Here is a 13,053-nt window from a genome sequence, read left to right as displayed (position 1 = left end):
GGAGTGTGTCAGGCTCCATGAAATGCCCCCTACGATCGGCTTCGCTCCCTATTTCGCTCCTGGTGAGTTTCCTCAGGCGGTAGCTCATGTTCCACCAGGAGTACTCTGAGATCCTAACGAACGTCGGAGGCTAGTTAGACCGGCGCGCCGCAGGAAGTGCCCTCCCTAACCTTGCGTGAGTGAATCCTTCCGCAGAGTGTCCACTCCCGACCGTACGGCGCACGACCGGCACGAGAGTGCACTGAGCGGGAGCCAATCTTCCGTCCGGCCCTCGTTGTCAGTGGTCGGCCCTACTGTTGATCGCATGGCTCGTGCTCTCAGCATGGGACGACGACAGCGAGGGAACATTGCACAGCGAAGGGCTCCGGGAAGTGCGTGGTGAGAGCGTACGAGGCGTGGGGACGTCTCGTCAGATGTGCGAGGGAGTGAAGGCCGGATGAGCGCCCCCGGCATCGCATTCGCACGCGTTCTCGACACAGCGCCCCTTGAATACGTGCGGGGGCTACTCGGGGAAGACACTTGCGCGCTGCTTGACCTCTTGAACGGAGGATCCACTGACGAGGCCATGCTCCGCTCGGTTGCGACGGCTGCGGTCTCGCCAGACGAGCTACTCGCCGACTCGGACCAACGGGACCGCTTTCTTGCACTGCTGCCCGACGAGAAGAAGACAGAGCTCGCGGGGAGGCTGGGGTGGAAACGGTCCGGTCGCTCTTCCGTCTTCATGGCAAAGTGCGAGTGGGGAGCAGAGCAGAGGCAGGCCCTTCTGGGGTTCCTCGGCCTGATCGTCGAGCGGGCGCCGAAGGCTCCGGCTGCCGCCCGGCGAATCGCAGAACCTGATTATGGGCTCTTTTCTCATCAGCGCCGTGCCGCCGCGCGCGCCCGTGATCTTCTCTACGGGCATGAGCGCCGCGTTGTGCTTCACCTACCGACCGGTGTTGGAAAGACCCGGACGGCGATGAACATGATCTGTGACCACCTGCGGTCACGAGAGCCGGCTCTCGTCGTCTGGCTGGCGCGGGGCAACGAGCTCCTGGAACAGGCTGCCTCGGAGTTCGAACGGGCATGGGCGTCCCTTGGAAGCAGGGAAGTGCACGTCGTCCGGATGTGGGGAGATTCCGCAACGGACCTAGACGGGATCACCGACGGCATCGTGATCCTAGGACTCGACAAAGCAGTGGCGGCAGCGAAGAGGGACAGGGAGTTCTTGGACCGCTTGGCGCTGAAGACCACGCTGACCGTCTTCGATGAAGCGCATCAGGCCATCGCACCGACATACAGCAGAGTCACAGACGCATTGACCCTGCGTCGTGACTCGAGCTTGCTCGGACTTACCGCGACGCCGGGGCGCTCATGGGCAAACATCAGCGAGGACGAGCAACTATCGGAGTTCTTCTCTCGACAGAAGGTCATGCTGGAGATCGAGGGCCACGACAACCCGGTCAGCGCCTTGATCGAGCAGGAATATCTGGCCAAACCCACATTCCGCACAGTCGCCGCAAGTTCCGGCGTGAAGTTGAGCGCGAGCGACCACCACGCACTGGCTGATGCCTTCGACATCCCGAAAGAACTACTTGAGCGCCTGGCGATGAACGTGCAGTGGAACCTGCAAGTCGTTCAAACAGTCCTCGAACTGATCAAGGAACACCGGCGGATTCTGCTCTTTGCGGGGTCGGTCGAGCACAGCCGGCTGCTCGTAGCGACACTCTCGGCGCTCGGCGTCGAGGCGGATCAGGTGACGGCTGAGTCTTCGAAGCGGCACAGGGAGAAGGTGATCGGACGCTTCAAGGGGAACTCCGATCGCCCGATGGTGCTCTCAAACTACGGCGTACTGACGACCGGTTTTGACGCGCCGGCCGCCAGTGCTGCCGTGATCGCGCGCCCCACGACGTCTCTGGTGTTGTACAGCCAGATGGTGGGGAGGGTCATTCGCGGGCCGAAGGCAGGCGGGACGGCTACGTGCGAAGTGGTAACCGTGATTGACCCCGAGCTCCCAGGGTTCGGGGACGTGGCAGAGGCATTCACCAACTGGGAAGACGTATGGAGCAACTAGTGATCGACGGCGACGAGAAATACCCGATCGTCAGCTCTGACATGACGATCCAGGCGATGCGTGACAGCGGGTACAAGTCCACCGCTCATGCCATTGCCGAGCTCATCGACAACGGAATCGAAGCCGAGGCCGATGTCGTGGAGCTCTTTGCCGTAGAAGGTACAGAGCGCCCCTCTGCCCGGTCTCGCTTCCGTATCGAAAAGATCGCCGTCATGGACAACGGTGAGGGAATGGACCGCGAGACTCTGCGACGCTCCCTGCGCTTCGGCGTGGGCAGCCGGAGGGACCGCAAGGGGATAGGGCGGTTCGGCGTTGGACTGCCCAACTCCAGTATGTCGCAGTGTAAGCGTGTCGACGTCTGGTCTTGGCAGAACGGACCGGAGAACGCCCTGCACACGTTCCTTGACCTTTCACGGATCGACAGCAACGACGCCGAAGTTCCCGAGCCCGAGCACCTTGCCCTCCCCAAGGAATGGCAGAACCTCAGTCAAGGTCTCGGCCCCTCGGGCACCCTCGTCGTCTGGACGGACCTTGACCGTGTGCAGTGGCTGGGTGCCCGCACCACACTCCGCCACACCGAGGAGCTCATCGGGCGCATTTACCGAAGGTATATCGCCAAGGGGAAATGCCGCATCCGGCTCGTTCCGGTTCAGGGATGGGATGAGCTCGACGGTGCCGATGACGCTCGGCCCAACGACCCGCTGTACTTGACCGAGCGGTCCTCTACCCCTGCCCCGTTCAACGACAAGCCCATGTTCCGCCCCTTCGGGGCAGGTTCTGTCGGCAAGATCGGCGTTGAGCGGTTCATGGTGAAGGGAATCGATGGGGAAAGCTACCCCGTCACCGTACGGGCGTCCATCGCCACAGATGCGGCGCGGCGATCTGACATCGATGGTGCCCCGTGGCCGGAGGGAATCTCTCCCAACCTCGACCCTGGGCACACGCCCTGGGGTAAGCACGCTGCGCGAAATCTTGGCGTCTCGCTGATCAGGGCTGACAGGGAGCTTGACCTCGACAAGGGGTGGGTCAGCACATACGACCCGGTGGAACGCTGGTGGGGTATCGAGATCGATTTCCCGCCGGAGCTCGACGAGGTGTTCGGCGTCACCAATAACAAGCAGGCGGCAACGCTCTTCTCCCAACTGTCCCATTTCGACTGGAAGGAGGAGGCGGAGGGAGCCACGCGGATTGAGTTCAACGAGAGACTTGCCGAAGAAGGCGACCCGCGGGTTCCGCTGCTTGAGATCGTTCACTATGTCCGCGACGAGCTCATCACGCGTTTGCGGAAGGACCTCGCCGAGCAGAGGCGAGGAACACGGCAAAGCCGAAGTCGCCACGCGCCGGCCGAGAAGCAGGCCGACGAGGCAGTCCAGCGGCGTCGCGCGAACCGCCCGGCTCCCGCCGACGCAGCTGACAGCGAGACGACGGCGGAGGAGAGCGCAAACGAGCAGCGTAAGAGCTTGATTGAGCGCCACAAGTTCTCGCCGTCCGATGCAGAGCGTCTGATCGAGGAACGGATCACCAATCACAAGACCGTTCAGCTTGTGACGAGCCGCAACCCCGACTCCCCCGCGTTCTTCAACGTCGAGTTCATTCCCGGTGTGCTCCAAGTCGCCCTGAACATGGACCACCCCGTCTACGAAGACCTCGTGGCGGTCCTCGATGAGGGTGTTGAAGAGGCTGGTCAGAGCGAGCTCGTTGATCGATTGCAACGAGCATCGAACGCCTTCAAGCTCCTCCTCTTTTCATGGGCACGTTTCGAGTTCGAGTCCGGCTCGAAGATGGCGGAGCGGATCAAGGATTACCGTCAGGACTGGGGGCGAGTATCGAAGGACTTCCTCACCGTCGACGAAGAGGACGACGAGTGAGGCAGGACCACATCTGGAATCAGCTCCATGAGCTGCTCACGTCCGCTCACGAACGCGTCGTTCTGGTCGCTCCCTTCATAAAGAAGGAAGTGTTCGCCGCGGCAATTGCAGCTCTCGGTGATCGGGACGTCGAGCTGTTGTGCGTAACCCGCTGGGCAGTCATGGAAATCGCCGCAGGTGTGTCGGACCCAGAGATCGCCGAGATCGCGGAGCATGACGATCGCGTGCAAATCATGCTCTGCCATAATTTGCACGCGAAGTTGTATGTCGCTGACGAGCGTTGCCTTGTGGGCTCTGCCAACTTGACAGGTCGTGCAACCGGGCGGCGAATCCCGAAGAACCTAGAGCTGCTTGTCGAGGTCTCCGTCGAGCATCCGGAAGTGCAGTCCGTACTCGGCCAGATCCAACAGACGGCTACTCCTGCCGATGTGACGACGGCAAGGCAACTTCGCGAACAGGCCAACCTCCTGGCTGCAGATGAGGATCGTCCGAGCTTGGTGGTCGTCGTAGACGAGACAGAGTCACCGGCGGGGTGCTGGCGTCCCGAGACGCGCATGCCTGTCCGGCTCTTCCCCGTGTACAGGGGACAGAAGTACGACTACCCCGGCGAGATCCTTGCCGGGGTAGTTCGTGATCTTGCCTATCTGAATATTCCCCCTGGCCTCGACGAGACTGGTTTCGCGAAGGTTGTGAGCTCCCGGCTGTACGAGCTCCCCGAGGTAGCCGAACTGACCACCACGGGCGCCCTCAACCTTGCTGACCTACAGCGGTCAATCCTTGAGGCTGACAGCTGCGAAGAGGAAGCAGCGCGACGCGCAGCAGAGAACATCGCTGAATGGCTTCGCTACTTCGGTGAAGTGCGGGTAGTACCCACCGGCTCTTGGGAGATAAGGCAAGGCCGCGAGCTCGGGTAAACCTGGGCGAGCCCTTCAAGTGATCATAACTCGGTCGGTGGGGTGCGAACCGCACTCCACCGACCGAGCCAGCGGAACTCCCCGATCTGGGCCACTAGCGCGGCTCCTGGGCCAGGCTCACGACGGCTGGGGGAAGCCATTTTGCGTTGGCAGCGTGAGGGCATCGAGGCGATACTGCTCGGACTGAACTCGGTACATGCGACGGAAGAGTCCCGCCTCACCATTCTGCGCTCTCACAAGCTCATGAAAAGTCCCGTGCTCGGCGACGCGCCCCTATTCCAGTGCATAGATCTCATCAGCATGCCGAACGCTATGCAGCCGGTGTGTGATTAGGATGACCGTCTGCCCCCCCCAGCAGCGAGGTTGCGGATCTGGTCGCAAACTCGCTGTTCGGCTTCCGTGTCGAGCGCGCTGGTCGGCTTGTCGACCACCAGAATCTGCGCGTCTCTGTGGCGAGCTCGTGCAATTCCGATGCGCTGCCATTGTCCGCCGGAGATCTGGTGACCGCCCTTGTATCCCCGTGCAAGCAGGGTGTCCCATCCCCGCGGGAGGGACTCCATGGTTTCATCGGCGCCGGCGTACTCGGCCGCCCTATGCAGGAGGTCTTCGCCGTGCGGGGCGTCGAGGCGTCCGATGGCGACGTTGATGCGGGCGGTGAAAGGACAGCGATAGAAGTCCTGGGCGACGACTGCGGTGCGGGCGAAGAGGCCAGCGCGGTCGGCCTCCGCGGCGTCGACGTCATCCCAGCGGATCTGGCCGGCGTCGGGGAGGTAGAGGCCGCAGAGGAGCTTAGCCAAGGTGGACTTGCCGCTGCCGTTGTTGCCCACGAGCGCGATGATCTTCCTGGTGGGGATCGTGACGCTGACGTTCTTGAATGCGGGCTCGCCGTCGGGCGTACCGGGGTAGGTGAAGGTGACGTCGTCGAAGCGGATATTGCCCGGCTCGTGTGAGCTCCGAGTGATCCGGGCGCGGCGGCCCCTGACAACCGGCTGCGTCCACTGTGACGAGCTCGGTCAGTCGAGTGTGATCGGCCCATCCGGTAGCCAGCCGTTGAGATATCCGTCGACTAGGACGCTCACACTCTTGACTTCCGGACATCCCAGCCAGAGCCCCAGGACGGCTCGGGGCACCCAGAGGATGCGCCCTCCCGGACCTTCGTTGTCCGGCTCCGTGTCGACCCGGACGATGTAGAACCGCACCTCCGCTTCCCGGGCCGGACCCTCGGGCGCCGGGGCCCAGCGGCGGCCGGTGACCGTGCCTAGCCTCGTGGGGTACGGCGAGAGCAGGTCACGGCAGAGCCGGACCACGGTGTCCGCGTAGGGCTCGTTCAGCCGCGCCGAGTGCTGAGGCAACCGCCACGCCCGGTTGTTGGCCAGATGCGGAAGCAAAGCGATCCGATGGGTCGCGTCGATCGCGATGTCCTTGGCGATACGGCGGAACCGTGAGGCTGGCAGATGAGGCACGCCGCAAGCCTCACGATCGGCTAGTTATATAGCCAGTCGGTTCGGGCGGAAGGGTGATCTGATTGGCGAGGACGTGGCAGGCCAGGGGCAATCTTCTAGTTCGCGGAAAGGGGAGTGGTCGAGGGCGTCGGATCGTTGCGGGTCGGACCCACTCGTCAGCAGGTTTTGCCGAGCTCGTCGTCCTCGGTGTGACTGGCCCTAGCATCTTCGCCAAGCCGGCCCTCGTGGTCGCCACGGTCGCCTCCCTGGCTGTCGGCTCCTCTGGCGTACCTGTGCTCGATACGTGGCTGACGATCTTGGGTGCGGTCGAATTTGGATGCATTCCGCATTGATTTGGGAAATTGGCTGTGCGGCGTTGGGAAGGTCTCTGCGGACGTCCGCGTTCGTGCAGGTGGACCCCACCCGTGAACGGCCCACGGCACGGCACGTGAGAGCCCCGGTCGCCCGCGCCCGCCCTCTGCAAGCCCTCGCCCCGCCTGCCCCTCCCACCGTACGTCCCGGCCCTCCGCAGTCCCGGTCTACCCATCAGGGGCGCACTGCGGGATCGTCGTGGCCATGGGCGTCGACGAGGGTTGCCCGGCTGCCCCGCCCCGCCACCGGTTGGCTGTAACCGGGAGCTCGGGTCGCCGCGCGCCCTGGGGGGCTTGCCCTTGCTCGACCGACTGACCGACCAGCCCGCCCTGCCCCGCATCCGCCCGTGCGTTCGGTCCCCTCCCCGGTCCGACTCGACGGCCCACAGTGTAGGAAGGCCCACCCACGATGACCCACAGCGACAGCCCGGCCATGCAGGTCCCCGACGTCTACGCCGGAGTTCTGGGGGCCGGGGCGGGCGCAGTGCACGGCCGTGAGCAGGAGTTGGCCCGTGCCTTGCTCGCCGCGGTGCCCTCCGCCGCCCTGGTCGCCCGGCACAACCGGGCCTTCGTCCTCGCTGCCGCGGCGGCTTGCGTGCGCCAGTACGGCATGACGCAGATCCTGGACCTCGGCGCCGGGCGGCCCACCGGGCGCAACGTCCACGATGTCGCCCACGAGGCCGATCCGACGGTCTCCCTCTGCTACGTCGACCACTCCCACGCGGCCGTGGCCCAACTGGAAGAGCAGGGCCCCACCGCCAGCGAAGGCCGGGTCTCCTACCTCGTGGCCGACATCGGTGATCCCCGAGCGGTTCTGGATTCCACCGCCGTCCGCGAGACCATCGACCCCGCCCGCCCCACGGCCGTGCTCCTGGGCGCCGTCGTCCCGTACCTCACCGAGGTCGACGTCCCCGACATGCTCAGGGAGTACGCGGACGCCCTCGCCCCCGGCAGCATCCTCGTACTCTCCCACGGCACCTACGACTTCGACCGGCCCAAGGTGCAGCGGATGCAGGAGGTCTACGAGGCCCACGGCATCCCCTCCCGCATGCGCAGCGAGGACGAGGTGCGGGCGCTCGTGGAACAGGCTGGTGTCACCGTCCTGCCCCCGGGCATCGTGGCCACCAACCAGTGGCAGCCGGACGGGGTCCGGGCGGGGGAAGCGGGTGAGGCGTGCATGTACGGGCTGTGGGGGCGCATCGGGTGAAGCGACCACCGCACTGTGCCCGCCCGGCCCCGGGCACCATGCTCTTGGGACCGACGCGGCAGCCCCGGCGCGGCAGGCGTGCGCGGGCCTAAGGATTCTGCTCGACGGTGAGGAGGGTTCGGTATGCGGATCGGCATCGTGGCGGCGCCGGGGCCGGGGGTGGAGGGGCTGGCCGTGCGGGCGGAGGCGTTGGGGTTCGACAGTTTTTGGGTGTATGACACGCCGATGGTCTACGGCGATCCGTTCGTGGGGCTCGCGCTGTGTGCCAGGGCCACTCGTCGGATCAGGCTCGGCATCGGCGTCACCTCGCCGGCGCTGCGTTCTGCGCCCGCCGCAGCGGCGGCCGTCGGAAGCCTCAACGCACTCGCTCCCGGCCGCGTCATCTGCGGCGTCGGCACCGGGAACACGGCGCGCCGCGCGCTCGGTATGCGGCCCACGAAGCTAGCCGAGTTGGAGGGGTTCGCTGCTGATCTGCGGGACCTCACCGCCGGCCGCGAGGTGGCGTACCGCGAGCCGGGTCGGGCCAGCAGGGTGCGGTTCCTGCACGTCGGGCCGTACGTCGACACCGCGGCACCGGTGGAGTTCGTCGTGGCCGCGTTCGGGCCGAAGGCCGCCGCGGTCGCCGGGCGGCTCGGGGCCGGCCTGATCTCCTTCGCACTGCACGACCCCGCGGCCTGGTCCACCCTCGGCGAGGCCCGGCGGGCGGCGGCGCAGGAGGCGTACGGGGCGGGCCGAGGGGCGGTACGGGTGGTGGGCGGGGCTGGTCGGACCGAGGGGGTGGGGCAGGTTGGCGGGGATGGTCGGGCCTGCCGGGCCCGTTCGTACCTCATCTCCGCGCTGCACGTCCTCGCCGACGGCGAGGACCGTTACGGCGATCCGGTCAGGGACTCGGTGGGGCACATCGCGCTCGGCGCGCTGGTCCTCGGGGCGGAGGAGCCCGCCTTTCGCGCGGGCCTGCCGCCGGCCGAGGCCGCGGCCGTCGACCGGCTGCTCCAGATGCGCGACACCACCGCCACCGATCCCCGACTGCACCAGGCGCTCTACCGCAACTACCTGGGCCGGCTGTCCGCCGCGGAGCGCGAGCTCATCGTGCCCTCCCTGGTGGACAGGTTCGGCCTGGTCGGTACGCGGGGCGAGGTCGTCGAGCGGATCGCAGCGCTGGAGCGGGCGGGCGTCGACGAGCTGTTGATCCAACCCGTGGTGGACCCGGAGCGGCAAATGGTGGAGTTTGCCCGGTTGTTGGGGTGAGGGCCGGGGGCGGGTGGGCGTGCGGGGGGCTCGGCGGTTCGGGCTGGCGGGTCGGCGGCTCGGTGGGCTGGCAGGACGTGGCGCGTCGGTGGGCCGGCGGGGGCGGCCTTCCATGGGCGCGGTGTTGCGACCGGCTGCTGACCGCCCGTCAGTGCCTGGTGCGCACGCCGTACCGCACGGCCGTGGGGCAGCGACGCCTGCGGCCCGTCGTACGCGGCGTCACGTCCGCTCCGGGGGCGGGGAGGTGCGGGTGGCGTGGACGGAGCCCAGCAGGGCCAGGGCCTGGGCGCTGGGGCTGCCGGGTTCGGCCTGGTAGATGACGAGTTGCTGGCCGGGGGCGTCGGCCACGTCGAAGACCTGGTAGCCGAGGGTCAGCGGGCCGACGTCCGGGTGGTGGAAGTGCTTGTTGTCCTGGGTCTTGCCGCGCACGGTGTGGGTGTTCCACAGGCGGGCGAAGTCGGCGCTGTGTTCGGTGAGGAGGCCGACGAGTTCCCACAGCCGCGGGTTGTTCGGGTCGCGTCCGGCTGCCTGGCGCAGATGACCCACGGTGGCCCGTGCCGTACTGTCCCAGCGGGTGTAGAACTGCGGGCCAGCCGGGTCGATGAACGCCATCCGGGCCAGGTTGTCCGCCGGATCGAACGGCGCGTGCAGGGCGTCGGCGATGGCGTTGGACGCCAGCACGTCGAGCGTCCGGTTGATGACGAGGGTCGGGGCGCCCGGATGCCCGTCGACCACCTGCCGTAGGGCGGCACTGACCTGGTCCGTAGTGGTGGCGAACCGGTCGACGGGCACCGTACCGGCCAGCCGGTACAGATGCGCCCTGGCATCGGGATCGAGCCGTAGGGCGCGGCCGAGCGCGTCGAGCACCTGGGCCGACGGGTGGCGGTCGCGCCCCTGTTCCAGGCGGGTGTAGTAGTCCGCGTTCATCCCGGCCAGGACGGCGACCTCCTCACGGCGCAGCCCGGCGACCCTGCGCGTGCCGTGGCTCGGCATGCCGACATCCGTCGGTTGTAGGGCGGCCCTGCGCGCGCGGAGGAACTCTCCCAGGTGGTTGTCGGTCATGCCGCCCAGGCTAGGTCGCGGGCCCGGTGTGTTGCCTGGGTGTGTCACACCCAGGCAGGAAGCGTCCTGGTCGGCCCGCGCCGGCCGGCCCAGACTCGGCCGGGCAGCCGACGTCACACCCAGGTGACGTCGCACCCAGGGACGGGGGAGCCCGCGACCGTGCGTACCGGCGCATGCGCGTACGCACTGGTCGGGCGCCCCGTCCAGCATCGAGGGGGAGTACGAACGTGATGGAGCAGAGCAAGGTCGTCGCGATCACCGGGGCGAGCAGCGGGATCGGCGAGGCGACCGCCCGCAGGCTCGCCGCCGACGGGCACCGCGTGTTCCTCGGAGCACGGCGCACCGAGCGGCTGGCCGCGTTGACCGCGGAGATCGCCGCTGCCGGCGGCGGGGCCGCGTACCAGCGGTTGGACGTCACGGACGCCGCCGACGTGCGGTCCTTCGTGGCCGCCGCCCGCGCGCGGTACGGCCGGTTGGACGTGCTGGTGAACAACGCGGGGGTGATGCCGCTGTCGCCGCTTGAGGCGCTGCTGACCCACGAGTGGGACCGGATGATCGACGTGAACCTGCGGGGCGTGCTGTACGGGATCGCCGCCGCCCTGCCCGTGATGCGCGCCCAGGGCGGCGGGCACGTGGTGAACGTCGCCTCCGTCGGCGCGTACGAGGTGTCGCCCACCGCGGCCGTCTACTGCGCCACCAAGTTCGCGGTACGGGCGGTCTCCGAGGGGCTGCGCCAGGAGTCCGCGGGGGACATCCGGGTCACGCTCGTCTCGCCGGGCGTGACCGAGTCCGAACTCGCCGACAGCATCTCCAATCCGGTGGCCCGCAAGGCCATGGAGTCCTACCGGGCGGTGGCGCTGCCCGCGTCGACCATCGCGGACGCCATCGCCTACGCGCTGTCCCAGCCCCCGGAGGTCGACGTCAACGAGATCGTGGTCCGGCCGGCTGCGAGCGCCCAGTGAGCGGGCACGGGGTGGGCGGGAGCGGGAGCAGGCGCGTGTTGTAGCAGGGTGCGCCGGCGCGTAGCAGTGAGGGGGGAAGGTGACCGGCCCACCGGTCGCCGGGCGCACGGGCGGGGGAGGGCGGCGTGCGAACGGGGCCGGTGGGCCGGGGGCTTGGCGGCCGGGTGGCCTAGTAGATGGCGTCGGCCACGTTGTCGTGCCAGTACGTGACGTGCGGGTCGTTGACGTAGGTCTTGCCGCCCGGGAGGTTCAGGGTGACGCCCGGGCCCTCGCTGCCCTGGTCATTGGCGCTGTTGAAGTACACGCCGAGCTTGGAGGTGTAGTAGCCATCGGTGCCGTCGTCGGCGGGGGAGGACGGCTGGGTGGAGGCGTACGCGGACTGGCCGGGCTTGAGGGTGACCACGGACTGCGGCTTCTCGCCCCACACCTGGGCGGGCGACTGGGCCTCGCCGTACTGGAGGAACACGTAGTTGTAGGCGTTGCAGGACTTCTTGGACGTGTTCTTCGCGGTGATCAGCAGGTGGTTGATCGGGCGCTGCAACTTCTCCACGGTGACCTTGGTGTTCGCCGCCGTGCAGGTGGGGGTCTTGGCGGCCGTGGCGCCGTGCGGGCCGGCGGCGGATGCCACACCGGCGCCGAACGCGCTGGCGGTCACGACGGCCACGGCGACGAGCGCGGCCCCGCGCAGGGTGCGGTGGGAAAGTGCGGAGATGTTCATGATGTCTCCCCTGAGGTGTTTGGGGTGGTGGTCCCGACATCACTGAGCTTCTCGGAAACGCCTAACACGCGGCTAACAGTTGCTTGGTGATTGACCATCACTTTTGCGCGTATGGGGGCGGTGAAGGGTGGGGGTGGGGTTGGGGGCCGCATCGGGTGGGGCGTCGGGAGGGTGCGGTGGATTGTGTGGTGGGTGTGGGGTGTGGGGCTGGGTGTGGGACTTCCGGGGTGGTGAGTGGGGGCGTACCGCGGGTGGTTGGGCGGCGTGCGGGGGCGGTGGCGGGGGGTGGGGTGTGCCGGTGGGGGCGCGGGGTGGTGGTCGGGCTCGATTGTCAGAGGCTGCTGCCACACTTCGAGGCATGAGCGAAGGTGGATGTGGTTTCGCGTGGCTCCAGGACGACCTCGGCTCTTTCGGCTTCTGCCTGGAGGTGGTCAAGGGTGTGGGAGTGGAGGAGTTGGCGGCGATGCTCGGGGCCGACGCCGGACTCGGCATCGTGGCCCCGGACGTGTTCAACGCGGCGGTGGGCGGCGCCGGTACGGTGCCCGACTGGGCGAGGCTGGGGGAGCACGGCGGGTGGGCGTACGCCTGGCTCGGGGGGAGTGACGGTTTCTACATGCGGCACCCCGATCACGTGCGGCACCTGTGGGAGGGGCGGACCTGGCTCTCCGTCACGGACACCACGATGGACCCGCCGACCGTCGACGTCGTCGTGGACGGTGCCCTGGACTGGAGCTACTTCGACGGCGAGGTGCACGAGATGGTCCGTGCGGACCATCCGCTGACCCAGCGCATGGTCGCCGAGATCGGGCTCGGGACCGCCGACCCGGACCCCGACTTCCCCGACGACCCGGACGAGTGGGGGTTGCACATACCGCCGATCCGGGAGGTGTACCGGCTGGTGGGCGAGTACTACGGGGTGGACCTGCCGCGCACCAGCACCGCCGGTGCGGACCTGGTCGGCGTCTTCACCTCACCGCGGGTGTACGCCAGCGGGGAGCGGAACAGCAGGTACGACAACCTCCGGTTGCCGTAGCGCGGGAGGCCCCGCCCGCAGTGGCGCGACGGCCTCGGCCGGCTGCGGTGCGGGAAGCTCCGCCCGCAGTGGCGCGACGGCCTCGGCCCGGCGTGGCGCGGGAAGTTCCGCCCGGTGTCGCGCGGGGGCGCGCCCCGGGACGGAGCGAGCCCGGCCCCGCCCCCCGAGGTGCGTGGGG

At 67.8% G+C, this 13,053-nt stretch carries 10 protein-coding genes and 1 pseudogene; 7 read left to right on the top strand and 4 right to left on the bottom strand.

Annotated elements, in window-relative coordinates:
• Positions 1–436: 436 nt before the first annotated feature.
• The 3 genes from ACMA1D_RS23420 to ACMA1D_RS23410 are packed head-to-tail and all read left to right on the top strand — an operon-like array spanning position 437 to position 4,832.
• Positions 437–2,050, top strand: coding sequence for a DEAD/DEAH box helicase (locus ACMA1D_RS23420; RefSeq protein WP_414725977.1), 1,614 nt, complete (start codon positions 437–439; stop codon positions 2,048–2,050).
• Positions 2,050–3,918, top strand: coding sequence for an ATP-binding protein (locus tag ACMA1D_RS23415; protein ID WP_414725976.1), 1,869 nt, complete (start codon positions 2,050–2,052; stop codon positions 3,916–3,918). Before ACMA1D_RS23420 ends, ACMA1D_RS23415 begins: the two co-directional genes overlap by 1 nt.
• Complete coding sequence (locus ACMA1D_RS23410; protein ID WP_414725975.1) at positions 3,915–4,832, top strand: phospholipase D family protein; 918 nt, start codon at positions 3,915–3,917, stop codon at positions 4,830–4,832. The genes ACMA1D_RS23415 and ACMA1D_RS23410 overlap by 4 nt, the downstream gene beginning before the upstream one ends.
• 117 nt (positions 4,833–4,949) lie before the next feature.
• Here ACMA1D_RS23410 and ACMA1D_RS23405 read toward each other — a convergent pair.
• Positions 4,950–5,767: pseudogene (locus ACMA1D_RS23405) on the bottom strand (ATP-binding cassette domain-containing protein); the annotation flags it as partial.
• Between the two features lie 78 nt (positions 5,768–5,845).
• Positions 5,846–6,295 carry a hypothetical protein gene (locus tag ACMA1D_RS23400; protein WP_414725974.1) on the bottom strand — a complete coding sequence of 150 codons (450 nt, stop codon included), beginning with the start codon at positions 6,293–6,295 and terminating at the stop codon, positions 5,846–5,848.
• A gap of 759 nt (positions 6,296–7,054) precedes the next feature.
• On the opposite strand from ACMA1D_RS23400, the gene ACMA1D_RS23395 reads away from it, so the two are divergent.
• Positions 7,055–7,852, top strand: coding sequence for an SAM-dependent methyltransferase (locus tag ACMA1D_RS23395; protein ID WP_414725973.1), 798 nt, complete (start codon positions 7,055–7,057; stop codon positions 7,850–7,852).
• Positions 7,853–7,975: 123 nt separating this feature from the next.
• Positions 7,976–9,100, top strand: a complete 1,125-nt coding sequence (locus tag ACMA1D_RS23390; protein ID WP_414725972.1) for an LLM class flavin-dependent oxidoreductase — start codon at positions 7,976–7,978, stop codon at positions 9,098–9,100.
• Between the two features lie 219 nt (positions 9,101–9,319).
• Here ACMA1D_RS23390 and ACMA1D_RS23385 read toward each other — a convergent pair whose 3' ends face one another.
• Positions 9,320–10,162 (bottom strand): helix-turn-helix transcriptional regulator, encoded by an 843-nt coding sequence (locus ACMA1D_RS23385; RefSeq protein WP_414725971.1) that lies wholly within the window; start codon positions 10,160–10,162, stop codon positions 9,320–9,322.
• A 230-nt stretch (positions 10,163–10,392) separates the two neighbouring features.
• On the opposite strand from ACMA1D_RS23385, the gene ACMA1D_RS23380 reads away from it, so the two are divergent.
• Positions 10,393–11,124 carry an SDR family oxidoreductase gene (locus ACMA1D_RS23380; RefSeq protein ID WP_414725970.1) on the top strand — a complete coding sequence of 244 codons (732 nt, stop codon included), beginning with the start codon at positions 10,393–10,395 and terminating at the stop codon, positions 11,122–11,124.
• Positions 11,125–11,293: 169 nt separating this feature from the next.
• On the opposite strand, the gene ACMA1D_RS23375 is transcribed toward ACMA1D_RS23380, so the two are convergent.
• The gene (locus tag ACMA1D_RS23375) at positions 11,294–11,842 is read right to left on the bottom strand and encodes a DUF4232 domain-containing protein (RefSeq protein WP_414725969.1); all 549 of its coding nucleotides are present in this window, start codon (positions 11,840–11,842) and stop codon (positions 11,294–11,296) included.
• Between the two features lie 358 nt (positions 11,843–12,200).
• On the opposite strand from ACMA1D_RS23375, the gene ACMA1D_RS23370 reads away from it, so the two are divergent.
• A complete protein-coding gene (locus ACMA1D_RS23370; protein WP_414725968.1) occupies positions 12,201–12,875 on the top strand; it encodes a hypothetical protein in 675 nt (224 codons plus the stop codon).
• The last annotated feature ends 178 nt before the right edge of the window (positions 12,876–13,053 follow it).

It is taken from the genome of Streptomyces sp. 796.1 (assembly GCF_047525675.1).
In the GTDB taxonomy this organism is placed as follows: domain Bacteria; phylum Actinomycetota; class Actinomycetes; order Streptomycetales; family Streptomycetaceae; genus Streptomyces.
Note: the sequence above shows the minus strand (reverse complement) of the source record. Positions and strands in the feature narration are given on the sequence as shown.